Annotated in this window: 26 protein-coding genes; 9 read left to right on the top strand and 17 right to left on the bottom strand. The window is 37.1% G+C overall.

Translation table 11 applies throughout. The features are described from left to right. Positions 1–192: 192 nt before the first annotated feature. Genes I6F65_RS04980 through I6F65_RS04970 form a run of 3 tightly spaced genes read right to left on the bottom strand, consistent with a single transcriptional unit; the run spans position 193 to position 2,298 of the window. Positions 193–624, bottom strand: coding sequence for an acyl-CoA thioesterase (locus tag I6F65_RS04980; protein ID WP_024612085.1), 432 nt, complete (start codon positions 622–624; stop codon positions 193–195). A 5-nt stretch (positions 625–629) separates the two neighbouring features. Then, on the bottom strand, positions 630–1,448 hold the full coding sequence (locus I6F65_RS04975; RefSeq protein ID WP_197111797.1) for a M23 family metallopeptidase: 819 nt from the start codon (positions 1,446–1,448) through the stop codon (positions 630–632). After that, entirely contained in the window at positions 1,441–2,298 is an 858-nt protein-coding gene (locus tag I6F65_RS04970) for a 6-carboxytetrahydropterin synthase (RefSeq protein WP_197111795.1), read from the bottom strand. The genes I6F65_RS04975 and I6F65_RS04970 overlap by 8 nt, the downstream gene beginning before the upstream one ends. 203 nt (positions 2,299–2,501) lie before the next feature. On the opposite strand from I6F65_RS04970, the gene fabA reads away from it, so the two are divergent. Beyond that, positions 2,502–3,017, top strand: a complete 516-nt coding sequence (fabA, locus tag I6F65_RS04965) for a bifunctional 3-hydroxydecanoyl-ACP dehydratase/trans-2-decenoyl-ACP isomerase (protein ID WP_197111793.1) — start codon at positions 2,502–2,504, stop codon at positions 3,015–3,017. Between the two features lie 102 nt (positions 3,018–3,119). Here fabA and rmf read toward each other — a convergent pair whose 3' ends face one another. Further along, complete coding sequence (rmf, locus tag I6F65_RS04960; protein WP_002960897.1) at positions 3,120–3,290, bottom strand: ribosome modulation factor; 171 nt, start codon at positions 3,288–3,290, stop codon at positions 3,120–3,122. Between the two features lie 408 nt (positions 3,291–3,698). Here rmf and I6F65_RS04955 point away from each other — a divergent pair, with 408 nt between their 5' ends. From I6F65_RS04955 to I6F65_RS04945, 3 genes are all read left to right on the top strand, one after another. Continuing rightward, positions 3,699–4,334, top strand: coding sequence for a TetR/AcrR family transcriptional regulator (locus tag I6F65_RS04955; protein ID WP_166109061.1), 636 nt, complete (start codon positions 3,699–3,701; stop codon positions 4,332–4,334). A gap of 49 nt (positions 4,335–4,383) precedes the next feature. Next, on the top strand, positions 4,384–5,376 hold the full coding sequence (locus I6F65_RS04950) for an MDR family oxidoreductase (RefSeq protein WP_197111792.1): 993 nt from the start codon (positions 4,384–4,386) through the stop codon (positions 5,374–5,376). A 72-nt stretch (positions 5,377–5,448) separates the two neighbouring features. Further along, positions 5,449–5,865, top strand: coding sequence for a VF530 family DNA-binding protein (locus I6F65_RS04945; protein ID WP_007582761.1), 417 nt, complete (start codon positions 5,449–5,451; stop codon positions 5,863–5,865). Positions 5,866–5,967: 102 nt separating this feature from the next. Here I6F65_RS04945 and I6F65_RS04940 read toward each other — a convergent pair whose 3' ends face one another. Next, the gene (locus I6F65_RS04940) at positions 5,968–6,399 is read right to left on the bottom strand and encodes a DUF3859 domain-containing protein (RefSeq protein WP_024612090.1); all 432 of its coding nucleotides are present in this window, start codon (positions 6,397–6,399) and stop codon (positions 5,968–5,970) included. A 218-nt stretch (positions 6,400–6,617) separates the two neighbouring features. On the opposite strand from I6F65_RS04940, the gene I6F65_RS04935 reads away from it, so the two are divergent. Further along, positions 6,618–7,628, top strand: a complete 1,011-nt coding sequence (locus tag I6F65_RS04935) for a YHYH protein (RefSeq protein WP_197111790.1) — start codon at positions 6,618–6,620, stop codon at positions 7,626–7,628. Between the two features lie 13 nt (positions 7,629–7,641). Next, the gene (locus tag I6F65_RS04930) at positions 7,642–8,166 is read left to right on the top strand and encodes a hypothetical protein (protein ID WP_197111788.1); all 525 of its coding nucleotides are present in this window, start codon (positions 7,642–7,644) and stop codon (positions 8,164–8,166) included. 103 nt (positions 8,167–8,269) lie between these two features. On the opposite strand, the gene I6F65_RS04925 is transcribed toward I6F65_RS04930, so the two are convergent. Continuing rightward, a complete protein-coding gene (locus I6F65_RS04925) occupies positions 8,270–10,087 on the bottom strand; it encodes a serine/threonine protein kinase (RefSeq protein WP_166109066.1) in 1,818 nt (605 codons plus the stop codon). A gap of 934 nt (positions 10,088–11,021) precedes the next feature. On the opposite strand from I6F65_RS04925, the gene I6F65_RS04920 reads away from it, so the two are divergent. Both I6F65_RS04920 and I6F65_RS04915 read left to right on the top strand, forming a co-directional pair. Next, on the top strand, positions 11,022–11,990 hold the full coding sequence (locus tag I6F65_RS04920; RefSeq protein ID WP_331461416.1) for a YHYH protein: 969 nt from the start codon (positions 11,022–11,024) through the stop codon (positions 11,988–11,990). Further along, positions 11,990–12,292, top strand: a complete 303-nt coding sequence (locus I6F65_RS04915) for a hypothetical protein (protein WP_197111786.1) — start codon at positions 11,990–11,992, stop codon at positions 12,290–12,292. The genes I6F65_RS04920 and I6F65_RS04915 overlap by 1 nt, the downstream gene beginning before the upstream one ends. Positions 12,293–12,423: 131 nt before the next feature. Here the strand turns inward: I6F65_RS04915 and I6F65_RS04910 are convergent, their stop codons facing one another. Beyond that, complete coding sequence (locus I6F65_RS04910; protein WP_197111784.1) at positions 12,424–13,236, bottom strand: hypothetical protein; 813 nt, start codon at positions 13,234–13,236, stop codon at positions 12,424–12,426. A gap of 461 nt (positions 13,237–13,697) precedes the next feature. On the opposite strand from I6F65_RS04910, the gene I6F65_RS04905 reads away from it, so the two are divergent. Continuing rightward, a complete protein-coding gene (locus I6F65_RS04905; RefSeq protein ID WP_166109070.1) occupies positions 13,698–14,195 on the top strand; it encodes a fasciclin domain-containing protein in 498 nt (165 codons plus the stop codon). 80 nt (positions 14,196–14,275) lie between these two features. Here the strand turns inward: I6F65_RS04905 and I6F65_RS04900 are convergent, their stop codons facing one another. From I6F65_RS04900 to I6F65_RS04855, 10 genes are all read right to left on the bottom strand, one after another. Then, positions 14,276–14,839 carry an aspartyl/asparaginyl beta-hydroxylase domain-containing protein gene (locus tag I6F65_RS04900; protein WP_166109071.1) on the bottom strand — a complete coding sequence of 188 codons (564 nt, stop codon included), beginning with the start codon at positions 14,837–14,839 and terminating at the stop codon, positions 14,276–14,278. 735 nt (positions 14,840–15,574) lie between these two features. Continuing rightward, positions 15,575–16,090 carry a hypothetical protein gene (locus I6F65_RS04895; RefSeq protein ID WP_197111782.1) on the bottom strand — a complete coding sequence of 172 codons (516 nt, stop codon included), beginning with the start codon at positions 16,088–16,090 and terminating at the stop codon, positions 15,575–15,577. Positions 16,091–16,148: 58 nt separating this feature from the next. Continuing rightward, complete coding sequence (locus I6F65_RS04890) at positions 16,149–16,658, bottom strand: hypothetical protein (RefSeq protein WP_231613110.1); 510 nt, start codon at positions 16,656–16,658, stop codon at positions 16,149–16,151. 160 nt (positions 16,659–16,818) lie between these two features. Beyond that, positions 16,819–17,430: a hypothetical protein gene (locus I6F65_RS04885; protein WP_166109072.1), complete on the bottom strand. Its 612-nt coding sequence runs from the start codon at positions 17,428–17,430 to the stop codon at positions 16,819–16,821. A gap of 260 nt (positions 17,431–17,690) precedes the next feature. After that, complete coding sequence (locus I6F65_RS04880; RefSeq protein ID WP_197111780.1) at positions 17,691–19,802, bottom strand: TonB-dependent siderophore receptor; 2,112 nt, start codon at positions 19,800–19,802, stop codon at positions 17,691–17,693. 15 nt (positions 19,803–19,817) lie between these two features. Further along, positions 19,818–21,140 carry a DUF3526 domain-containing protein gene (locus I6F65_RS04875; RefSeq protein ID WP_197111778.1) on the bottom strand — a complete coding sequence of 441 codons (1,323 nt, stop codon included), beginning with the start codon at positions 21,138–21,140 and terminating at the stop codon, positions 19,818–19,820. Further along, positions 21,137–22,585 carry a DUF3526 domain-containing protein gene (locus tag I6F65_RS04870; RefSeq protein ID WP_197111777.1) on the bottom strand — a complete coding sequence of 483 codons (1,449 nt, stop codon included), beginning with the start codon at positions 22,583–22,585 and terminating at the stop codon, positions 21,137–21,139. The genes I6F65_RS04875 and I6F65_RS04870 overlap by 4 nt, the downstream gene beginning before the upstream one ends. Beyond that, positions 22,582–23,325: an ABC transporter ATP-binding protein gene (locus I6F65_RS04865; protein WP_197111865.1), complete on the bottom strand. Its 744-nt coding sequence runs from the start codon at positions 23,323–23,325 to the stop codon at positions 22,582–22,584. Before I6F65_RS04865 ends, I6F65_RS04870 begins: the two co-directional genes overlap by 4 nt. Positions 23,326–23,729: 404 nt before the next feature. After that, entirely contained in the window at positions 23,730–24,224 is a 495-nt protein-coding gene (locus I6F65_RS04860; protein WP_166109076.1) for a DUF5071 domain-containing protein, read from the bottom strand. Positions 24,225–24,284: 60 nt separating this feature from the next. Continuing rightward, entirely contained in the window at positions 24,285–24,821 is a 537-nt protein-coding gene (locus tag I6F65_RS04855) for an SMI1/KNR4 family protein (protein WP_197111775.1), read from the bottom strand. Between the last annotated feature and the right edge of the window lie 639 nt (positions 24,822–25,460).

Here is a 25,460-nt window from a genome sequence, read left to right as displayed (position 1 = left end):
TTTTTGCTTCTAACAACTCTTATCCCTATCAATTGCCTCCCTATTTTGATTACTTTTGTAGTAAATATTAACTGCGCTGTTGAGATTAGACCCAATAAATACTTAGTATGATGTGTTCTTTATGGTTTTTTATATAAGCACCAATTAAGGTGCTTATATAATATTACTCTACCGCGTCTTTAAAGCTTTAAATTACTCAAAACCATAAATCATTTTATCGCATACCACAGGTGTTGGTCTGTGGTTATCATCGACTGCTACAAACGTAAAGCTACCACTAATAGCAGAGTGCTTATCGTCTCTGTGCATCGTTTCTAATAGTATATCTACATCAACTTTTAAGCTGGTGTTACCTACATAGACTACTTTAGCTATTAACTCGGCAAAAGTACCAGCTGGTATCGCTTCTTTAAAATCAACTCTATCTGAAGATATAGTTACCAAAGGTTTACGACAAAAACGAGTAGCTGCTATAAATGCCACTTCATCCATCCACGCCAGTGCATCACCACCAAATAATGTATTATGATGATTAGTACGCCCTGGAAACACTGTTTTAGTTACCGATGTGGTTGAATCTTCAATGCGCTGAGCAATTATTTCATCGCGATTTACGTCAGTCATAATCTCTACTTTTTGTTTGCTAATGTATCTTGCATTAGTAATGCTGGATCTAGGCGTTCGCCTTTCCAGTTAAAACGCCAATCTAGGTGAGGACCCGTTACACGCCCTGTTGCACCAATTTCAGCTACTTTGTTGCCTTGCGTTATTGTATCACCCACTTTTACGTCAAGCTTACTCAAATGAATGTAAGTTGAGGTAATACCATGTCCATGGTCAATTATTAATGTACCGCCTGAGTAGTATAAATCAGGTTCAGCAAAAACCACTGTGCCACTAATAGGCGCGTAAACAGGTGAGCCTGTTTTATTCGCGATATCTAAGCCAAAGTGCGGACGACGAGGCTCGCCATTAAAGTAGCGCTGACTTCCATAAACACCCGATATACGTCCTTCTGCAGGCTTTAACACTGGGTCTAAAAAGTACACTAAATCAGAGTCAACTTCTCGAGCTTTACGAACAGCAACTGCTTCGCGGCTTATACGCGCGCTAACTTCTTTTGGTGGCGAAACATATTTTTTAGCTACGCCGGTAATTTTATCTATTTTATATTCGCGCTTAGTAATAGCTATCGGCTGTGAATGCGATTTACCCGTGTTATCTACCCATTTTAAAGTATGAGTAGTATCAGCGTCTCGACCAAAACCAAATACAAAATCACCATTTGCTGAAAGTTTTAAGTCTTTGCCATCTAAGCTTACTGATTTAGCGTTTTCTAGCTTTCCAGTAACTAAACCGCCTTGTGTTAAATGCCCTTTTAACTCAAGCGCCATAGCACTAAAGCTAGCAGAGGCAACAAGCGCTGTTGCTAAAAGTGTTTTAAACATAACTAATCGATCCTTTTCCAACACCTTCATAAGCGGTTACTTTCACTGCTTTTTCTGGATATTGAGCTTTAATTTGACCAGCTATATGTTCAGCAATACATTCTACAGTGGTATCTACTGGTAAAATATCGCAACGAGATTCGCTAATAGCCATTTCAAAATAGCCTTGTGCCGATGTATAAGCAAAACATACATCACCCGCTTTGGCTGTTATATGTTTTAAATCAGGTGCGTTAATTTGATCTTCACTTGTGGCTAAGTAAATATCTTCCCACTTTTGAGACCATTCTTTTTGCAAGCGCGGCATAGTAATGCCATCTAGGCTAATACCAATTTGAGAACGATGCCCATGAATAATGCGCTGGCAATTACCGTCATGCTTTTTAAGGCCATGGCTGTAATGATAATAAAAACTTTGGCTGTGTTCAGGCTTAAGAGACAGCTCTATTTTTTCAATGTTATCTGGTAGCTTCGGTAGAATAGTCGCAATTAAAAATTCAGTAACCGATTCAACAGTTACTTCGTCTGCGTTAATCATGCAATAAGCTTGATGAGGAGCACTCATAGCTAAGTGGTTGTTTTCACCAAATGTACAATCGAGTGTTTTATGCTCGTCAAATTCAGATACAACGCCATTAAGCCCTGTAGGAATTGCTAAACGGTGATCAATACACTCATCTATAATGCCTTTAATTTGCTTTTTAACTAAACCAAAGTCTAAAACCATAGACTCTTCGTTAAGTTTTCCGTGCAAAGTTAAATCAACAATCCAGCTCTCGCCAACGGCGCCGCGTTTGTTACATAAGTAAGAAAAATCAATCACAGTTAGTGAGTTAACAAAAAGGATCATAAACTTCCTTTAGACTGGTTATAAGACAGCACTAATTATAATGATTTTTAATTGTAATTGCGCGGTTTTATAGTGCAAAAACCAGTCACACTGCTTGATTGATTATTTAATATGCAATATTTTGATTTTTTAACTGCTCCGAGTTGTTTAGCGTACAAGTGTACGCTAAAGTACTTGGCAATTTCTAAGCGAAGATAAGTGTTATGGAACCTAAAAATAGCTATACAAAAGAAGATTTGATCCTTTGCGGTCAAGGTGAAATGTTTGGTGAAGGCAACTGCCGTTTACCAAGTGACAACATGTTAATGATGGATCGTATTACCTCTATTACTGCTGATGGCGGAATTCATGGTAAAGGCGAAATTGTTGCTGAGCTTGATATTGACCCTAGCCTGTGGTTTTTCGATTGCCATTTTAAAGGCGACCCAGTAATGCCAGGTTGTTTAGGATTAGATGCTATGTGGCAACTAGTTGGCTTTTACTTAGGTTGGTCTGGTGGTCCTGGTCTTGGTCGTGCGCTAGGTGTGGGTGAAGTTAAATTTACTGGTCAAATTTTACCGACTAATAAAAAAGTAACTTACCGCCTTGTAATAAAACGTTTAATAAAACGTAAATTATTTATGGGCGTTGCCGATGGCACTGTAGAAGTTGATGGCCGAGTAATCTACGAAGCAAAAGATTTAAAAGTGGGCTTATTTCAAGACACTAGCGCGTTTTAATTACTTAAACTAAATTCTGTTTAGGGTTTAGTTTAAAAGTTAACGCACAAACAAAAAGGCCTCCAACATGGAGGCCTTTTTGCTTAAATTCGATTATTGATTTTAGGTTTTGTACATGTTGCGATTTTCAATCGCCTCACGCCAACCTCCTAACCACTCTGACTTTGGATCTACTTGTTGATAAGGGCATAGCTCTTTTGAGCGACCTGCTAAACCTGCTTTAAAACCTTGAGAATGAGCTCTTTCTAAACGATCTCTTTTCTGTCTCTTCATCGGTAATATCCTCACCTTTTTATTTATATATTGTGTAGCATTAGTGAAATCTACATTTAATGAATAGTTAATAAAAATGTAAAATTCAAATTGTAAAAGCAATTAAATTGTTTGACTTTAACTAAGCTGCTGATGCAAAAATGAATTAACATTTAAAAAAGTAAGTGGTCATACAACATTTAATTTGACCGGTTCGTAAAAACAAATTGGCGATTTAATAATCGCTAAAAAGCACTTATGTGCTTTAATTGTGACCGACTAATATTGACTAAGTTCCAAACAAAAATGTAATCGTGACACTTTTATTTCATTAATCTTAAATTAGTAGCCCGCCCTAAATATGAACTATTTTTAAACAATTTAAATTTATACTTGATTATTTAAAGTCGATCGGTCTAATATGACTGTATGAACAAAAATACATCAACACCAACACGCCGTGGTCGCCCACCAAAAATAGCCAGAGAAAACGCCGATACAAAAGCGTTACTTATTCGCACAGGCCTAGAAACCCTAACCGAATTTGGCTTTAGCGCCACAGGGCTCGATACAATTTTAAAAAAAGCAGCTGTACCTAAAGGCTCTTTTTATCATTACTTTAAAAGTAAAGAAGCCTACGGTATTGCGTTAGTTGATGCATACGACAGTTATTTTATTGCCAAGCTTACCCATTACCTACAGCAAGAAGATATTCCCCCACTTGAGCGAATCGTTAACTTTACCCAAAGCGCAATTAAAGGGATGAAAAAATACGATTACAAACGAGGCTGTTTAGTCGGTAACTTAAATCAAGAGCTTAACCATTTAAGTGAAGAGTTTAAAACCAGATTAATGCAAAGCTACACCGCATGGCAAAACCATGTAGAGGTTTGCTTAAACCAGGCTAAGCAACAAGGCACTATTGCAAGCCATGTAAACACGCAATTAATGAGTGAGTACTTTTGGATTGGTTGGGAAGGTGCTGTTATGCGCGCCAAGCTCACAAAATCAAATACCCCACTTACTTTGTATACAGAAATGTTTTTACGCGCATTATTAACCTAATGCGTTTTTATTTACCAATTAAAAGACGATCGGTCTAAAAGGATATCCCATGAGTAACCCAATTAAAGCCATTGTTATTAATAAAGAAGATAATAACTACAGCGCTTCATTATCAACTATCGAAAATAGTGATTTACCAAACGAAAATGTTTCTATCGACGTGCTATACAGCACACTTAACTATAAAGATGGTTTAGCAATTACGGGTAAAGGCCCCGTTGTACGTAGTTTTCCTATGGTGCCAGGTATTGATTTAGTGGGTACTGTTACAAATTCCACCAGCGATGAATTTAAAAATGGCGATAACGTAATATTAAATGGCTTTGGTGTAGGCGAAAAACATTGGGGCGGGCTTGCTCAAAAAGCAGCACTTAATAGCGATTGGCTAATCCCCTTACCTACTGGTATTTCACCAAAACAAGCTATGCAGATAGGTACAGCGGGTTACACTGCCATGCTAAGTGTTATCGCGCTTCAAAAACAAGGGGTTACCCCTGAGTCTGGCGAAATACTGGTAACAGGTGCCAATGGTGGCGTAGGCAGCTTTGCTATTTATTTATTAAACCAGCTTGGTTATAACGTAACAGCAGCAACGGGTCGATTAGATCAAAGTGAGTATTTAAAAGAATTAGGCGCTAAACAGGTAATTGACAGAAACGAACTTTCAAACCCGGGTAAGCCTTTGCAAAAAGAGCGTTTTGCAGCGGCAATAGATTCGGTAGGCAGCCATACACTTGCAAACATTTGTGCATCATTAAAATATGGTGGTGTAGTAACCGCCTGCGGACTTGCACAAGGTATGGATTTACCAGCATCTGTAGCACCCTTTATACTTCGTGGCGTATCACTTATAGGAATTGATAGCGTAATGCGCCCTAAAGCCGACAGAGTTGAAGCATGGGATCGTTTAGCTAAATTAGTAAGCGCTGATTATTTAGATAAAATTTCTACAGAAATATCACTCGAACACGTAATTGATAACGCAGAGCGACTTATGGAAGGTAAAATTCGTGGTCGTGTTGTAGTTAATTGCCAAAGTTAAGCTATTTACTCTGTTAAAGCCCCGTTATTAAATTTATAATGCAATTTGTATTTTAATAACGAGGCAACACCTATGAGCAACCAAGAACTTTTCAGTAATAATCCACTGCAAGGCGTAAAATTAGAACAAGTGGTTGAAGAGCTGGTTGAACAATACGGGTGGGAACTCCTACACGCTTATTTACAACTTAACTGCTTTAAAAATAATCCTGATGTTAAGTCTGCGGTTAAATTTTTACGTAAAACACAATGGGCACAAGAAAAAGTAGATAACTTTTACCTTTATCGTCTTAAAAACTTACCTAAGCCTGATGATGTTCAATACGAACTACCACCACGAGATCGTGTGATCCCAGCTGATCATAAACCAGGTGAGCCGTGTGAACTTAGTTTTGTTGATGCTAAGCGTATTGTAGAGAAAAAAGAATCTAAACAACGTGCACGCGATCGTAAACAGCGTTCTAATTCTAGTAACCCTTGGGGTAACTAAAAATATATTAGTTTAAGGTTGAAGAGCTGTTTGTTAATAGCTCTTCGACTATCTTCTCATTAACTTCAATTATATCCGCGTTACATAGCCAATAAATAACAATTAATATCCTCGATTTTTCCAAAAGTCTGTTTCAGTGCGCTCTGCCTCTAATGCCACATTAAAAGTTTTATCAGCAATGATTTTTCCATTAAGCTCAATCGTCATACGCCAATCACCCAATTTATTTTCTATTGGCAGCCAAAGCGTATCGCCTAAATAAAAGTTCCAATCACTGTTTTTAACGTATACATCGCCTTCAAAAGGGTCCATTACATCACCGTTACTGTCGGGAATATCTGGATGGTAAATACAATAATGAAGCTTTTCGCCTTTACCTTTTTTAATATTTACGATTAAGCCAAACTCAATATCTACCTCAGCTATTACATTTGTTGTAAATTGCTCTATTTGTGGCAATGCTTTACTTTCGCTATCCCACTTGGAGTAAATGCCGTGGCTTTGTAACGTCACTACAGGTTTTATTTTAGCCATTAAGGTAGCCTTTTATATTAGCTATTTTGGCATTAGTTTAACTTTTTTTAATTTTACAATAAAACACAATTTAATAAACCTTAATGCCCGTACTGCTAAAATGTCGTACTTTACAATACGTCTGTTAACATAATTGCTAGTTTGTCATCATTGTTTACACACTATTTGCACAATTGCTGATTATTGTATGCGTAACTTAATTGATCAGGTGTACTGCAATGAAACAACACGCGCTAATAAATAAAAAACGCAACATAGTAAATGGTTTAAAGCTCACTTCCCTTGCTTTAATTGTTTCATCGTTAGTTGCATGTGGTGGTGATAACGAAACCTTAGCTGATAGCTCAGCAACCACGGATGATTCATTACAAACCACCACAGATAACGGCACAGGTACCAGTAGTTCAACCCAAGGTGTACTTTGTGAATATAGCTACAGCGAATATAACGATTCTGAATCAGTACAAGCCACCAGCGCTGCAGATTGGTCATGCACAGGAACTACACGCGACTTAGTAGCTAATGGCATACCCGATCACGAAGTAGGCACCTTTCCTAATGCCGACAACCCAAATACTATTTCTGAGCAATCAGTAAATGAAAGCTACACACTTGAGCCTATAGAAACAACACAAGCAACTATGCTTGGTGGTCCTCGTGGAATGATAGGCGTTGTACTTAACGGTATTAAAATAGACGCAGGCACAGGCGGAAGTTGCGATGATTCAGGCACCGATTGCGATTTGGGCGACAATAGCGGCAACTGGAACATAGAAGCCCTAAGCCAAGACACATTTAGTTTTGGAACAGACGACAACAATGCACACGTACAACCCGATGGCACATATCATTACCATGGTATGCCAGAGGGCTTTGTAGCACTGCAAGGTGGTAGTAGCACAACTATGACTTTAATAGGCTGGGCAGCAGACGGCTTTCCTATTTATGCACGCTATGGCTATTCAGACTCGAGTGACGCAACTTCAGCCTTAACCGCAATGACCGCAAGCTACCAGCACGTAACAACAGTAAGCGCAAACCGCCCTTCTACTGATATATACCCATTAGGTACATTTGCACAAGATTGGGAATACGTAGCAGGCTCTGGTGATTTAGACGAATGTAATGGCCGTGTTGGCGTAACACCTGAGTTTCCTAGCGGAATATACCACTACTTCGCAACAGACACTTACCCGTTTTTTCAACGTTGCGTTAAAGGCGAAGTTTAGTTAGGAGTAAGTTATGCATTGCATAAAAAAATGTCTATTCAGTATGGTAGCGTTAGGTTTATTGAGCACACCAAACTTAGCAAACGCGCATTTAATGGTTGCAGAGCACGGAACATTAAACTTTGTAGATAATAACGTGTTTATTGTGCTTTCAATTCCTATGTCGGCTTTTAAAGGAGTTGATGAAAATAAGGATGGGAAAGTATCGATAGATGAGTTTAATGCTCACAAAAAACAAATAAGTAAGCGAGTTAAAAAGAACGTTTATTTAGCAGATCATCAGTATAAATTTACTATTGACGGACTTTTGCTAAACCCAGAAGCGTCGCATAAACATAAAAACACCAATATAGATCAAATAACAATTTCAGGGCGTTACTCTATGCCAACTAAACTAACTAAGGTTAATTTTAACGTTAAGTTATTTAGTAATGACAAACATAAGCAGCGCTATCAAATTACGACTACAAATAAAAAGCAAAAACTTACTCATCAATTTGACCTAACACCAACGTTGCCGTTCAGTAAGGTATTTTAAGCAGTAACCCTAACCGAATAATTAAGTAGCAAAGAGTACAAGCCATACCTGCTTGTGCTCTTTTTTATCTTTACCCTTTTTACTTTTTGTAACAGCACTCTTTTTATAAAGAAACAAGCTTAGGATTTTTAGGAAAGTAATGCTCTTCTTGCTGCTCACATAAACTAAACTCACGTGTGTTTTTATAGGGGAGCTTCATAAAACCCGCAACACCAACATCAGTAATATTTACCGCGTATTGCATAAGTTTATTAAGCAAACGTTTAAACTCAACTTCTTTGGTCGAATCGAGTAATCGGTAGTAATGGTGAATTTTCATTCTGTCCGGCAGTGCTTCAAAAATAATACACCCTGTATGGTGAATTTGGTTAAGCTCAAATACGCACTTGATTACTTTTTTAGGGAGCTGTAGTTGTTCATCAGGGTCTTTACCGTCTTCAAAGTATGAATGAGGCCGGGTTATTTCGTTTGTTTTCATACTTACTATTTCATACTCAAGCTCTGGTAAGCTTTCAAACTTAAACGCGCCCGTACCATCTCGCTCTAGCTGAATAGTTTTACGCGCATCAAACAAACAACACTTAAATAAACCTTTTTGATTAATAGCTTGGGCAAGCATAACCGTATTATTAATCGCATCACTAAACGCATCACCCAATGATTCGTCATGCATAATTAAAGACGATTCAACAAATAACGACTCATCTCTCCAATGAAAGCTAAGCCCGCCTACTACAGGATACTTTGCTAATCGGCTAATAGATGCTAAAAATGCTTTTTCGTTATCACCCGTATCAAACAAAAACTCTTTATAATAACGATCAAGCTGCGCATCGTTAACATCTAGTAGTTGTTGTTTATGATCGGCTTGGCGTAAAAACTGTTTTCTTGAACTGTACACAACAGTATCGGGTTGCTCAGCCTTGCCATACCAAAAAGGGATATCTGCTTTTTGTTGTTTTTTATCAAACTCAGGTAAATATACTTTAGCCATAGTCGTAATGTTTCGCATAAAGTAATCACCAGCTCCATCACGTATAGCCTTACTCTTAGAAAGCATGCCATCAATTACTTTCGCCAGCTCCTTTGGTAAACCTAAGCTGCTTGCAGGAATTGCTTGTGCGCCAAACCGACACGACTGCGCCGACGCTAACGCATACAACGTAGCGGCTACGCCTTGTTCGTCAAAACGCGGTGATGATTGCTCTCCCGACATTTGCGCTTCGCCAATAAAGTACACATCCCCCATACGGGCATTGGTAGTACTTAAATCACCCGACATTAAATCCATAAAGTTACTAGCAACTGGGTTTCCATCGCTATCTAGCTGTGCATACACAGAGCTGCCCCAATCCACTAACGAGAGCGCATCAGTGTTTGCATCCCATACTAAGTTTGAAGGCTTTATATCACCATGCACTATAGGTTGCTGGCTAATGCCATTTTTATGATGGCGTAAATCAATTAGCACGTTGCGTAACCTAACTGCTAGCGACATTATTTGCGCCGCACTAAAGCGCCCGGTTTTAAGTGATACTTTTTCAAGGTCTTCGCCAATGGCACGTGCCATCATTAAAATCCCTTGCTTTTTAACGCGTTCAAATGCATAAAAAGTAGGTACTAGCGGGTTATTAATTTGCGAAAGCATATACGCTTCATCTTCAAGGCGATCACGTACACTTTGGGCAAGCGTTATACGGGAAAATTTAAACACCCAAGGTAAACCGTTATCGTCATCTCCTGCAAACACAAAACCAAAAGCACCCGAGCCAATCATTTCAACGTTTTTATAGCCCAACACTGTTAACTGCTTAATACAAATATTAAGCCACTGACGGTGTTTTTTAGCATCATGATGCGATAGCAAATAAACAGATTGCTCTTCGTTGATGTAAAAATTGCGGATTTCTTTGGCTTTCAATGCAAATACTCAAATTAATAAAAACAAAATCGAGTTAATTATTAGTTTTATATAATGAGATTACAATAGCTTGCTAAATAAGTTTACTAATTCAATTGAATCATTTAAATATGTAGATTAAGGAAGTTTACAGGTGCTAGGCTTTCTTGCTTTTAATTTTGTAACTCATGATGATCTATTACTTATAAGTTATTATCAGTAAAGGTCTAAAGCCACCCAAACACTGCATATATGAATACTCAACAAAACACTGTATATAAAAACAGTGGTACTTTAATGTGTCACTAAAGAGTACTTAATAGCATTAATAAAAACCAAAAAACGGTGTGTAATATTAAAATACACACCGCTACTTTACAGTCTAACTATATACAATCGAACTATAAATTGTGTTTTTGCTTATCCTAAACGTTAATCAGGAATACCTACCCAAGTAATAGACGAAGAGGCAAAGTTAATTTGCATATTATCTACAACAGTCATAATTGTAAGATCAATTTTTAAAACTTGTTTTGCAATAGGATTAGGCGTTTTAATATTTGCAGCATTTTTTGGTCATGTTTTTGTTAGCGAGTACGCAGAAATAATACTTACCTTAATCGGTTCAGGGATTATTGTTTATAGTCATTTACGTAACTATCAATTGCGAAATAAAAGCCCCTTGTATGCATCCTAATTTTATATATCAGTAAGGGGTTTAAATAATAAAGTAGCTAATACAACTAAAAGCATATTTGACACTTATACTTCCATATTTTTTACACATTTACGCAGTAATGTGCCACTGTATAAATTGATAATTTACTAAATGTGTAAAGGATATAAGTCATGAGGCTAAAAAATTATAATACATTAGCGACAATACTCACTTTTAGCACCCTCGCAATTGGAGGATGTAACGACTCCCCCTACTGATTCGAATCACATTAAGGATGTGAGCACAAAAGTTAAAGCACCTACTAACGGATTAGACGTTTCTATGTTCAGTAAAGGGGCTTTTAGTAAAAAACCTGAAATTGTAGACTGTACAACAATGCAAGGCACAGCAACTAAGTGCTATAAATTTACAACTACAGGTGCCCCTGCGGGTCGTGAACCTGGTCCTTTTTGCCCAAGAACAACTACCGATGGCGCCGATGTTTCGGGAAGCTGGTTTAGTAAAGAAGGAACAGGCGATTTAGTCGATTTAACAGGCGAGTTCATCTTAAAGTTAGATGAGTATTATGGTGATGAAAAATGGATACTTTACGATGCTAAAACAAATAAGATTCGTTATACAGCATCAAAAGAGTCATGCTCTGGTGCAGCCCGCCCTGATGTTGAAGAACAATACAAACAAAACTGTATAGAGTGCGAACTTGCCTATCTTGATGAAGACTTTTCTTTAACTTATCTTATTCCTCTGAGCCCTATACCGGCATCTCAAACAGGTAGGCTACGTACCGTAGGTATTGCACTTGATGGCACCGAACTTTCGGGTCCTGCACCAATAAATGCAATTTTAGAAAGTTACACTATTGCAGCTTTTGATGACTGCGGCGGGCATATTAATTTACATCAGGGGTATCATTATCACTCTACAACAGGATGTACCGATACACCAACAAGCGAAGACGGGCATGCCGGATTAATAGGCTACGCTGTTGATGGCTATGGGATTTATGCAATGAGAGATGCACTAGGTAAAGAAGAGTCTCTTGATGAATGCCGAGGTACTACAGATACAACTCGCGGATATCATTATCATGCAGCAAGCCCAAGCGAAAATATGTTTATTGGTTGCCTTCATGGAGAGTCAATAAAAGAAGCTGGCGGACCGCCTGATGGGGCTAAAGATAGCCCTAAAGATGGTGAACCTCCTTCGGGCCATAGCGCCCCTCCTAAAAACGAAGGCACCCAATAATGATACATAAACAAATAAAATATTATTATTTACTTACTGTGAGCACTTTATTGCTAGTAACAGGATACGTTAGTGCACATTCTGGACCACTCAACAAAATTGCCATACAAGCATGCGGCGAAAAACAAAAGTCGCAATCATGTCAATACCTAGACGGTCACAACAATCTATACATAGGTAGCTGTCAGTACATGGCAGATGATTTAATGTGCGTAAGAAACCAGCCAATTAAAAAGGTAGATAAGGAGAAAGATAACTCCATACAAGAGGTAGGTGAGCACAAACACACTCATAATACATAATGAAAAAATACATATTAAGTAGGCGAGAAATAAAACGGTAGAATATAACTTATTCAAGGGCTTATATAAAAAATGGTATAAGCCTAGTTATGTTTTACCGTAATCTATAGTTTTTTAAATAATAGGTATGCTTAGTTTTTTCTGTATTGGTAACTAAAACCTACACCACCCCAAAAAACGTTACGCAAAGTTTCATCCCCTGCATAACGGCTCTCATCTTTATTAACCGCTAAACTATAACTTGTATAGGTATAGAGCTCTAGTTGGTCAAGAACTTGATAAGATAACCCCGCCTTAAATTGAACATTATTAAACCCATTATGACCATCAGATACATAATCGGCATTAAAGCCAAGCCCCGTTTGAATGTCTAATACAAGAGTATCGTTTAAGTGATAATCTTTTTTAACAGCGAGTTCTAAAAATGCCCCTTTAGCATCAAATGAATAATATACACTGCTTATTAGCTGAAATTTATCATCATAAAAATACGAAAAATCTAAACTAATTTCGTTATCGTATGCGTTACTACTCGCCTCATGAGACAAAATATAGTTATAGCCCGCAAATACTTCAAATATATCAAATAATTGCGTAGCATAAATTATGTTTAAATTTAGCTCTGAATAATCAGAATTAATACCACTGGCAGCCCAAGGTATAAAAGCTATATTGTTATAATTAAACTCCGATGCTACAGAAACAATCCCATTTCCAGATAAATTATCACGCCCTTCGCTTATATAACGACTTTCCCACAATGGGTGTAAGTGTAAATCAGCCCCCTCTTTTACATAGATTTGGCTTGCTTCATCGAGAATTATATTTCCACCAACACCCACTTCAAGTTCTTGAGAGTTTTCATTTATTGATGATTGTGCGGTAGCAGTAAATACAACACAAAAGGCAGATACAAAAATAAAAACTGATAAATTATTGTTCATTAATTTAAACCTAAACTTAATTGACGGGCAGATAAAAAATAGTCGCACATACTAATCGTTTAATATGCACCTGAGCAATCTAAATATAGTTATGTGAGTGATACTGTCTAGACCTAATTTTTTAATTAGATCTATCTTGAACATAACATTAACTTTGTGAACTAAACACGAAGAAGTATTTTAAAAATTAAACATGCTCTTACAATTGATACAACTTTATAAAAAATAATGATTCAATATTATTATCACTACAACCTTTAATAACTAACGCTTGCCTAATAACGTGCAGAGCCCATATAATTGAAAGTGTAGTAATAATTTAGACTAACAAATAGGCTATTTGATACGATAAAAACGGCTTAATAGCTCACTAGTCTATATAACTTTTATTTGGACTCCTCTGTCGTTCCCAATATTAAATTGACATAAAACCAATCAATATTATTTATTAAGGATAATCAATGTTTAAAAAAGTAGTAGTAACTTTATCAATCGTTGTAGCAAGTTTAGGATTTACTTCTGTAGTTTTTGCAGATGATAGCGTTAAAAAAGACATTGTAGATATTGCATTAGAAAATGGTTCGCTTAATACTTTTGGCGAAGCTCTAAAGGCTGCTAATCTAGTTGATACGTTGAAAAGTGAGGGCCCTTTCACCGTGTTTGCACCAACAGATAAAGCATTCGCAAATTTACCGGAAGGAACACTTGAAGCCCTTCTAAAACCTGAAAATAAAAGTAAATTAACAGCAATACTTAGCTATCACATAGTTAAAAGTAAACTAACAGGAAATGACATTGTTAAAGCGACTAGTTTTGAAACTAGTCAGGGTCAAAAGTTAACAGTTTCTACAGCGGGTGGCAGAGTAATGATAAACAATGCTGGCGTGTCAATGATCGATGTTAAAGCAAGTAACGGCGTGATTCATGTTATAGACGCAGTATTAATGCCAAAAGAGTAATTTTAGTTAATAAGCGCAGTTTTAATAACTGCGCTTATATAGATAAAAATAATGTGATCTATAAAACAGACATTAATCTCTCAAGGTTCACATCTATTTATTAACCTCTCTGCATACAACCTGACCTCTTCAGGTAGCATATCCGTACTAAAGTCTGTAATACCTGGTCTTAAAAAATCGAGCATAAGTGTCCCTCTAAACTGATCAGAACCATTCCATGCTTCATGTTCAACCGTATCATCAAAGATCAAACATTTACCTTCTTCCCAGTAACGAGTTTCACTTCCAACTCTTAATTTACATTCGCTTGGTACAACTAAGCCAAGATGAAGTCGATATACACTTTCAGCCCACCCTACATGTGGCTCTATATGGGTCTGTGGCGCCAAAAGTGAAAAACCAGCAAGGGAAACCCCATCAATACTTTGAATTAACCTAGCGGTTTCGGGACATTTTTTACATGCACTCTCAATAGGGATACCAAGCGCATGTAAACCAAAAACACTCCAGCCATATCCATGCATTTGTTGCTGAATCCAAGGATCAAACACATCATTCGAAAGTGAGCGAAATTCGTCACGAATTTTCTCCCAATTTACCTCAAGTTCAGAAACAAAAGGAAACCGAGAAGGTTCAATAAACATTATTAGTAATCCATAAAATAATAACCATAGTGTAGAAATGAGGTAGCAATAAAATTTATTTAGTAAATAGACACCATAACAAACTATATAATTTTTTAAATACTTACTAAAAAAACCTCATCTTGAAATTTTCATGATTTATTCGTTATGCTTTTTTATTAAGAAGCTTTTTATTTAATTTTTTTATAATTAAAATATACACAACAGGTGTAATGAAAATGCCAACAGTATTGCACCATAAACATTATTAGCTATAAAAAATAGCCCCCATAAAACACATACCTAATAAGCAAAACCTAGCAATTCATCAAGTAAGCTAAATTTTTTGTTACTCATATTTAACAGACCACTTGTTGTGTTCAAACCAATAATTATTTAGCAAATGGAAAAATCATTAAGATTAGGACCTATTTATCTTTCGAGGTTAAATTTACAGCAGTGTGCTTGGTGTTTAGGCAAGGCAGAGCCTATGTAGTGTGGTTATTCCCCATAAATAGGCGATAACGTAGCATAAATTCCAAACATGCGCTGCCCGAAGGGTTCTGTCCAGGGGCAATTTACACTTTGTTACCTACATGGATGTAAGCAGTAGAATAACGCAGGAGCAGTTATCGAGCCCATAGGTTACAAACCTTACGCCGCGATTAAATAGCCCCTAGATTGAACAAATTTTAATCCTGAAAGGTCAACAGGCCCTAATAACTAATAAATATAGAAGTGAGGTGCCAGCGTTAACTAAATAAAACTAACGGATGACAAAAACTCATCACTTTGTGTATTTAATCCAACGCACAATAAGTTATAAACACCCTGCTTATACATAAACATACGGTTTTTAACTGATTTACCCTCTTTACTTGTTATATTCATTTCGTAACCATTAACACCATCGTGCTCAATATAGTTTTCGCTATTCATAACCCCGCCAAAACGTCTAAGTAGCCCCTGCCTACCAGGACGAATACCGTCTTCTAACGTGCCTTTGGGTACACCCTCGCCCAAATACTCCGATATTGAAACAACGCAAGAAGTGTCCTCATCTTTAGCTCTAAAAGTAGTAACTTTAAATTTACCATAACCGGTTATGTCATTTATCTTCGATGATATTTCTGGTTTGCTTAAAAAAGTAGCTTTAAAGTTATAATCTTCAAAAACGAGCTCTTGGGATGATGAGCTTAATAATGATGTTTCTGCCGTAAAATATTTATAAGCACCAAATGCAATTACTAAAATTAAAATATACTTAACCAAGGTACGTTATCCTTCTTCTTTTGTTTTTATTAGGCAGGTAAATAGAATTTTTTACTCGTTAGTTATAAGTCCAAGCATCTGTTATTGTTACTTCGCACTTGTTATAACTAGTTGTTTCTTTTTGAGCTATCCCTCTTACTCTAAAGTTAGTTAAAGTATTTGGTAAAATATTTAAATCGTCATCTGTTACAGATAACGTATCAACTAATACATTTTGATCAGTTACAAAATCTACCTGAAACTTTACTTGTTTAAACGAAAAATCAGAGTCATTTTCTATTTGCCCCATGCATGCTACATAAAGCCCATCGTTTTCGTTTTTACTACTAATTTCAGTTACTTTGGCGTTTAGGTTTTTCATTGCTTTATCTTCTTGCGCTGTAACAAAAATATTTTGATAAAATATAAAGCCAAAAACCCCAACAATACATAAAGCTAATGCACCAATTAACACTGGGTTGTTTTCTAAATTAGAATATTTTGCTTGTAACGAAGTACATTGCGGACATTTTTTAGCACGTCCATCTATAGCGCTAAAACACATAATACATTCTTTCGTGCTGTGCATAATCATCCTTGATAACGGTAAAACAAAAAAGTAACTATTTTAATAAGCTTAAGTGTACCCATATAAACGCAACCGTAAACAAAAACTAGGCTTTACTAAATCACAACTTTAAACAAAGCAAAATCACTGTGTAAATAAGCAGTGTATTTTATGCACTGGTTTATATAGAAAATAATTTGGCTTTTTCATTATTTAACAGCCTATCTTTATTTCTATCGTAAATAACTTCGGCTTCGCTTTGAGTAATTACGCCTTGATCGAGTAAAAATTCTAAGCTTTCTTTATATATTTCTAATTTTTTTGAGTTGTCGAGTTCTGGTCTTATTTTAAGGCTTTTTATTTCTGTAGATAACATACTTTGAAACTCACTCAACTCTTTACTATTAGGCTTATTGTTCCAAAGAGTCAGAGCCGGATTACCGTTATTTCGAAAGCGATATACAACCACGTCTGTTATTTTATAAAAATACTGTTGAATGCATATTAATGCTGGTACTAAAAAAATCAAACCTGCGTTGAGTGACTTCGGATCTAAATTTATTGCCGACTCGATAAAAAAGCGAACAACACCAATTAAAAAAAAAGCAGATAGACCTAACAGTATTAAAGGTCTATGAAAGTACTTATCTGACTCCTCATCAAGATCGAATAAACTAAAAACCTCTTCATTCATCCCTTTAATAGAAGATTGAGTAACTTTAACTTTCCCATTATCGAGCAGCTCTACTTTTTTACGTCCCTGCATAAATTTTTTCTGTTCAAATGTTCTCATTTATTATTCCCTAATATCATTACAGCTTTTTATGCTGAACATTTTGATTCCGTTAATGTTAAATATCAACCATATAATTTAAAATATATATCTGCACTATTATTTCAGACAGTAAAAAGACTAAACAGATTTAAAAAACAAACCATTTTGAGAGGATTTATTAAAGGGAAATTAAAAAACCGAACTTTGAGCTAAGCTTGCTAAGATAAGCTCAGTTCGGTTTGATTGGGAGTAAAGTTTTAGCGTAATGTAAATAACGTTTAAAACTTAAAAGTGCCAGTTAAGCGTACGCTACGCGGTGTACCGGGTTGAACCCACACATCTGCAAATGAGTTAGTGTAGTAGGTTTCATCAAATAAGTTATCAACCTCGGCGCGTAACCCAAATGATTTAGTTACATCAACATCTACAAACGCGCGCGCGGTTGTGTAGCTCGGTAGTTTAAAATCGGTTCCAAAAAAGCCGTTTCGTGAACCTACATAAACCAAGCCACCGCCATATTTAGCAGCTTTACCGTAAAGCTCTGTTGATTTAACAAGCTGTAAACTGACCTGATTCTCAGGAATATTTAACAGTGAACTTCCCGCATCTACATTAAAACCAAAATTAGCATCAAAAAACGAGTTTTGAATAGTTGCATCAACATACGCATACGACAGCCACAAGGTTAAGTCCTCAGTAAGCTCGCCATTCATATCAATTTCAACGCCTTTACTTTGTGCTTCGCCAATGGCGGCACTTGTAAAAACAGTTGGGTCGTCAACCACCAGCATATTGTCTTGCTCTACCTTAAATACAGCAACAGTACCAAAGAGTGCGCCGTCGTTTAGGGTAAACTTAACCCCTACCTCTGCTGACGTAGATTGATTTGGCTCAAAGCCATCACCGTTTGAGTCAGTACCCGATAAAGGTCTAAAGTTTTCGCCGTACGCTGCATATACAGAGATTGAATCATACACTTCATAAACAATGCCAAACTGTGGGCTAATACGCGATTCACTTTGTTTAGACTTTGTATCAGACAAGCGATTATTTAACGTTTGCTCGTAATCATCAAAGCGTGCACCAACGCGAATATCAAGCTTATCGGTTATGCTTATTTGATCTTGAATAAATACACCAAGCGACTTCTGTATTTCTATGCGGTCAGTATTAGAGGTGGACGTTGGCAACGGGTATGCACCATACACAGGGTTAAACACATTAATATATTGATCACCCCGTACGCGCAATACAACTTGGTCGTTTTCAAAACGATCTGAATCAACCCCCATAATCAAGCGGTGCTTTAAACCACCTAGTTTAATATGACCAGTTAACTCACCGCGAAATACTTGGTATTGCGCGTCGTAATCGCGGTAACGTCTAAAGCGATTTACCTCACCGTCAATTACACCATCAAAGCCGGTTTCGGTTGCAAAACCTTCAAGTGATGTATCACGGTAATTTGCCCCCAGTAATACACTCCAGTTATCATTAAAATCATGAATAAACTCTAATTGATGCCCTAGTACGTCTGCCTCTATTGGGCCATCACCAGGTTCGCCTAAAAAGCGACTTTCTGGAATTAAACCAAGCTCGCCATCTATGGCTAATACGCCTCGATCAAATGGCACTTCTTGGTCGCTATATTCAAGTTCGAAAATAAGCTGGCTATTATCGTTAATATTCCACGCTATTGAAGGGCTAAAGCCTTGTTTAGTTGTTTCAATGGTATCGCGAAAGCTTTTTGCATCCTCATAAAAACCAACCAGCCTAATTGCAACATCGTCAGATACCGGCGTTGTATAATCTATGTCAGCACGGTAAGTATCAAAACTGCCAACACTTAGCTTAAGCTCCCCTTGTGTATCAAACGTTGGGCGTTTAGTAACTAAGTTTACGGTGCCGCCAGGCTCGCCACGGCCAAATAAAGCCGCACGTGGTCCCTTTAAAACCTCAACCGATTCAATACCCGATAAATCACGCGAGCCACCAAAACCACGCCCAGCGTTAAATCCATTAACGAGGTAATTGCTTGGTAAGTTTTCATCGCCTACAAAACCTCGCAGTGCAAAGCTATTCCAAAGTCCACCAAAGTTATTTTGCCGTGCAACCGACGCCGACAAATCAAGCGCTTGATTTAAATTAAGAGCACCTGCGTCCTCGAGTGCCTCTAAATCTATTTTAAGCTCTGACTGAGGGGTTTCTAAAGGGCTAAAATTACCTTGATAAGCTTGGCGAGTCCCCGTAACGGCAAGCCTTTCAATAACGCTAGCATTTGCGCTATCAATTTGCTCATTTTTATCAGCTGCCATTCCCTGACTGCTAAATAAACTCACTAAACATGTACTTAAATAAGTAAGTTTCAGCCCTTTTTTATTAGTATTCATTATAAACCTTGCTAGTTAGTTAACTGATAAATTTTCTTTTAACTGAACGCCTATAACCTCAGGCTTATCCTTTTCATTAAGTATTGTTTTACTAAAGCTTGGCATGTTGTTGAGCGCGGCTTTAGTCATATCACCTTTAATAAATAACCAAGGATAGTAAAACTCTCTCAGGCATTTATGAAACCCTCGTATTTGGTACTCGTATCTCGATGCCGCTATTGCATCTGTTTTTGCTTTTCGCGTTAAGCTGCGTTGTAGCAATAATGGAGGTGAAAACCACGATACAACGCCTGCTAACTGATACTTTTTGCGCGCAGCATCACGGTACGCATGCGATAGAACAGCCGCTTTTTCATCCCCTACTTGTTGAAAGGCGTAATACCATTTCCATTCAAACTCACTTTGCATATCAACGTTATCTTTCCATTCGAGGTGATTAGCTACAAAAGCGTCCATTGTGGTCTGTTTTGGTAGGTCCCATGCATCGTTAACTGCTTCGCGCTGGGTAAGTACAATTTCGCCACCTTTAGGTGAGTGCACAGTTTTGTTAATGGCTAAATCACCTAAAATAGGAATAATAAAAGCAACTAACACCCATATACCCATTAAAGCGGAGGCTACACGCGGTGCGCTGTTTGCTTGCTTACCCATTAAAATACTCAGTGCAGTCCAAAAAACTAAATAGGCAACGCACATAACTGCTATTAAAAAAACATCATAAATGGAACTACCTGCAACGTAAGCACCAGCAAAAAATGGCAGCATTAAACACGCGAGTAATAAAATAAATCTCACTGCTATACGTGCACCCCATAAAGCAAAATAAGAGCGCACTGTGGTGACTAATAAATCGTAACGACCACTCGTACGTTCGCTGGCAAATAAATCATGGAACAGCAAAATGACTATTAGTGGTGCTAATGCACTTAACACAAACGCAAAATCAATTTTACCGGCTTGAGCAAGCTCTGCATTTTGCGCATCGCTTTCGTAAATTTGTCCCTCAAGTGCGAGTAAGTTTATGCGGTGTTTCCATGGGTAGATATCGCGATCCCCCAAGGCTGCAAACGCTAAATTTGAAGGCGATGAATACGTTAAATGAAATGTATAATAAGCCAGCATACCTGCATCAGTTTGTTGGCTTTGCACATTTAAGCGCTCGGTTAAATCAGCCGATTTTAAACGCTCAATAGTTTGGCGTTGCTGGCTTACTTCACTAAGCCCACTTAAAACCGCAAACGCAGACACCGTAAATGTACAAAGTAAAAGCACCACTAAATATTTTTGACGAAGTAAAAAGCCAAACTCTCGTTTTAGGTGTAAAAGCAAATAGCTCATAACAAACGTTTCCCTACAAATTTTATACCGCCTACTAACACAGCAATCCACAGTAATAACTGTAAAAATGCAGATGTACTTCGATCGGCTCGTACCAATGCACTATCGCTATTAAAGGTAAAGTTTTGCAGTATTTGCCAATTATCTGCGCTCACACGTGCTTTTTTAGTTGCGGTTGCATTGGCGTTACGATTTATGTCGTCTTGGTAGGTCAGCTTTTCACTATGAACTTTGTTAAGCCCTTGCACAAAATCAAAGCGTAATTGTTCGGTTTCGCGTAAAAAACGGTGATGTGTTTCAATGCTCGTACCAACAACAATCATAGATAATGATTTAATTGCCACCATAGGTGTAACCCAACCAAAATTACGCGAAAGCTGAGTTTGTTTAAGCTCCGCTTGCATGCGTTGCTCTGCAAACTTATTTAAAACAGCCGTTTGTTTAGCCTCAGACTCTCCAGCAACCACTCCTCTAAAGTTAACGGGTAACTCGTCTAACGTTTCAACGTTGTATTTTTTAAGTAGTGATTGTTTAAACTGCTTAAAAGCAGGATCGTTGGCATTGTGCCCATCGCCTAGCTTTCTTAGCTCTGCTTTTACTGCAAAATCGGTTTCTATTTTACCTTGTGATGGCACAACAGTAGCTGCAGTTGTACTCGCTACTCGTGGCATAACAATACACAGTAAAATCCATAAAAAGATAAGAGCGGTAAAGCTGCCACTATTTTTACTAAACACGCTAGAGGCTAATAAAATAAGTAATACCCACACAAATAAATACAGGGCATAACCCAAAATAAAACTGGCTACAGCAAGTAAACTTTCGCCATTTAAAACAGTGAATAAAGATGAAACCATAAGCGGAATTAAAATTAACCCTACAACACAAATAAGCGCCAAGCCTTTACCTGCAATAAGCGTTAAACCCGATGTCCCCTGCGAGAGTAAATAAGGCAACGTTTGCAATTCGCGTTCGCGGCTAATAGCGCTGTAACCAATTAAAATAAGTAACAACGGAGCAAGCGTTTGCACAATAAACGCAGGCGTTAAACTGCCTAATTTAGTCAAAGCTGTGCCCTGGCGGTTATCTGCAAACATTGCGCTATTTTGCCTGTGCCCTTCTAAAAATATTGAGTTACCAGTAAATGCATCAATACCAGGGTCGAGCGTACTTAAAGGGGCTGGCGTTCTAAAAGCATAGTGCCCGTAGTGCACCATTCTGTGTGGGTGTCGGTCGGGTTGATCAACAAAGCTTTTATCGCTCGTTGTTTGTAGTGCGTGCCTAGTGTGGCTTAATTCAATCATGGTAATGGCTGTTACAATTACCGAGGTAAGTGTAAGTACCAAACCAATAACAAGTACAGTGACTGCCAATTTAGAACGCAACCAATAACGCCATTCATCCTTGGCAATAAGCACTACTTTTGAGACGTTGTTTATATTCATTCATTGCCTCGGCTCTTATAATCACCAAAAGCAGCGTGAACTTGTTCGGTATTAATACGACCATTTTCAGGAGCATTGAATTCCCCCACCAGCTCGCCATTTTTTAATAAACCAATGCGATTAGCAACTTGGCAAGCGCCATAAACATCATGCGTTACCATTAAAATAGTCGCGCCAGTAAGGGCAAGTTCGCGTACAAGCTGATTAAATTCATCAATAGCAACAGGATCAAGACCAGAGGTTGGCTCGTCTAATAAAAAAATAGGGGCTTCTCGCAATATGGCAAGCGCGATTGCTGTTTTTTGTCTCATGCCTTTTGAATACGTTTGCATGTAGCGATCCCACGCATCAGGTTGTAATGCAACACGATTAAAAGCAGTATTAATGTCATCGCGTGACTTTTTAATACCCGCTAACGATAAAAAATATTCAACGTTTTCGCGTGCGGTTAAATGCGGGTATAACGTAGCAGACTCTGGCAAATATGCAGTTTTCCCGCGAACAAAATCAAGTGCTTTAGTCACTTCTTTGCCCGCAACTTTTACAGAACCTTTTGTGGGCTTATTAAATCCCAACAAGGTCTTTAAAGTAGTTGATTTACCCGCACCATTACCACCAAGCAGTGCATACACCTCACCGGCAGCGACGCTAAAGTTTAAGTTTTTTAAAATAGCATTGTTTTTAATACTAAAACTTAACGCACTTACTTCAATAATTGGTTGGGCTTTGTGTGTTTGTATATTACCTACTGGTTTTGTTTCAGGGCTTAGTGAATCAACAGATGTTGATTTATTATCTACAGTTGATGTTGCCACACTCAAACTCTACTATCATTATTTACAGTTTAGCAATGTTATACTATAGCAATGTGCAATTGCAACAATATAACATATTAATAATTTACAAATGAGAAGATTAAGATATTTTGGTTAAAAATTTGTAAGTCTGAGTAGTTTAAAACTTGCTGAGCAATAAATTGATTTTACTACTTAAGTAAGCAGCTTTTAAAAGGTCTAGTCGCTTTGTATTAATTTTAAATAATAGCTATCAATAGCGGCTAAAAAATTAGCGGGAGGTTTTATATTAAGATCTGAAATTAAATGGATATCATAGAATCAAGAAAACAATATCCATTTTCACTTATTTATAACTCATGTTCACCTAAAGGAGAGCTATAAATAGCTCTACTGCCAGCTTCAAGCGTCTCTTTTATCCATACGTTATATACAAATAAATTTCTTTTCGTTATTTTTGCTATCTCAGCATCTGGAATTAAATTATGGTCTGTTAAAATTCGGATAGACTCAAAATCACATTCTTCAGAACCCGTTTGAGTTGCCCATAGCGTCAAACTCTTAATACATTTATTCAGAGTTTTTACATCATAAGAGGCTATTATTTGAATTATAAGGGTGTATCTCCAGTCGTAATCCGGTTTATTCGCCTCTTCGAGAATCCTATGTACTTCTTTTTCTCCAAGCTTTATAAAATACTCATAAATTGACCCAGCAATTGGCCAATTTGGATCACAAGTCCAAGATAACAACTCATCCATGTACTTAATATTTTGTGGATACCCAATAGCTATAATTTCATCTACTGCAGCTTGATCGCACTTATCTGATATTTTAATAGTCATTAAAATTCCTTTATACCTTTTATTATCAGAATCACTTTTATAGGCTTTAAATAACAGCTATCAATTTATTTTTAGCCATTCGTTTTTAAAAAGAAAAGCCAGCCATGGGTCATCTTCTAACTCATTTTTATAAAAGTTATTGTAGTGTTGAACATCTACTCTAAAAAGTGATGCGTATTTTTGACCCATTATTACTTCACTTATAAATTTTGAAAAATCATCTGCTAAAAAAACAAACGTATCCTTATTTGCTTTACTATTTCCTAAAGCAATTTTACCGCTACGGTGTAAAAGTAAAGGATCTCCACCGGCTTCATAACCAAATGGCATCCAAGTTTCTTTAGCATAAATATCATTATAAGAATTTGATACGCTATAAAAGTTACTTTTCTCTAAGAACCTGCATTGTGCAATATCAGCCCCATCAGTAAGCTCTAAAAATTCAATATAGTCTTTTGTAACAAATGGATACTCTATCTTCAAATTTGAGATAAAGTCACTTTTAGCACCTGTTTTTTTTAAATAAAAATCATCCTGAATTTCATCATTAGTATCAACGCAAGATGCGACAAATAAAAGCTTATCTTTCCAATTCATAGTAACTCCGACTCTCTTTTCATCTAAATTTTTATATAGATACAAAAGCTATTTAATTAAGTGATTTTTAGTAAGTACAACCTTCAGTAGATATAGGCATTAGCGTAATTACAGCTACCACACGAATAGTTTAAAATAACAGAGTATCAAAAAAGCTGTCGTTAACCCTCCCCAGCCAATAAACTTGGTAACGTACTCAGGTGAATGGTTATTAAAATGTGGGAATATAATTGCCCCAAATGACAGTAAAGGTAATAAACCAAAAAGCTTCGCTGCATATTGAGTTGGGTAAGGTGAAAAAGGTGTAACTAATTTATAAATGACTATATAAATACTATAAACCACAAAAGCAATACCAGCCTCTTTCAGGGAAGTATTAGTACTATCAATAAAAAAATACAAACCACAGAGGAATATAAATACGGGTAGTTCAATCAATCTAGATCATCCTTGCTCTATCAAAAATTAAAAATAACGTGTGCATAGCATTTTATTTATATTCAAAGCATAGCTAAGTTGCTTAAATCATTTAACGCAGTTTAAATAAACGAACACCACTATAATAAATCTCTAAAAAATGTGCCACAAAATTTACTCCACAATAAGTAAGTCCGTTTTATTTAGATCGGGACCTACCTC

Source organism: Pseudoalteromonas sp. SWXJZ94C (assembly GCF_015864385.1).
In the GTDB taxonomy this organism is placed as follows: domain Bacteria; phylum Pseudomonadota; class Gammaproteobacteria; order Enterobacterales; family Alteromonadaceae; genus Pseudoalteromonas.
The sequence above is the reverse complement of the archived record's forward strand: the minus strand, read 5'-3'. Positions and strand labels throughout refer to the sequence as shown.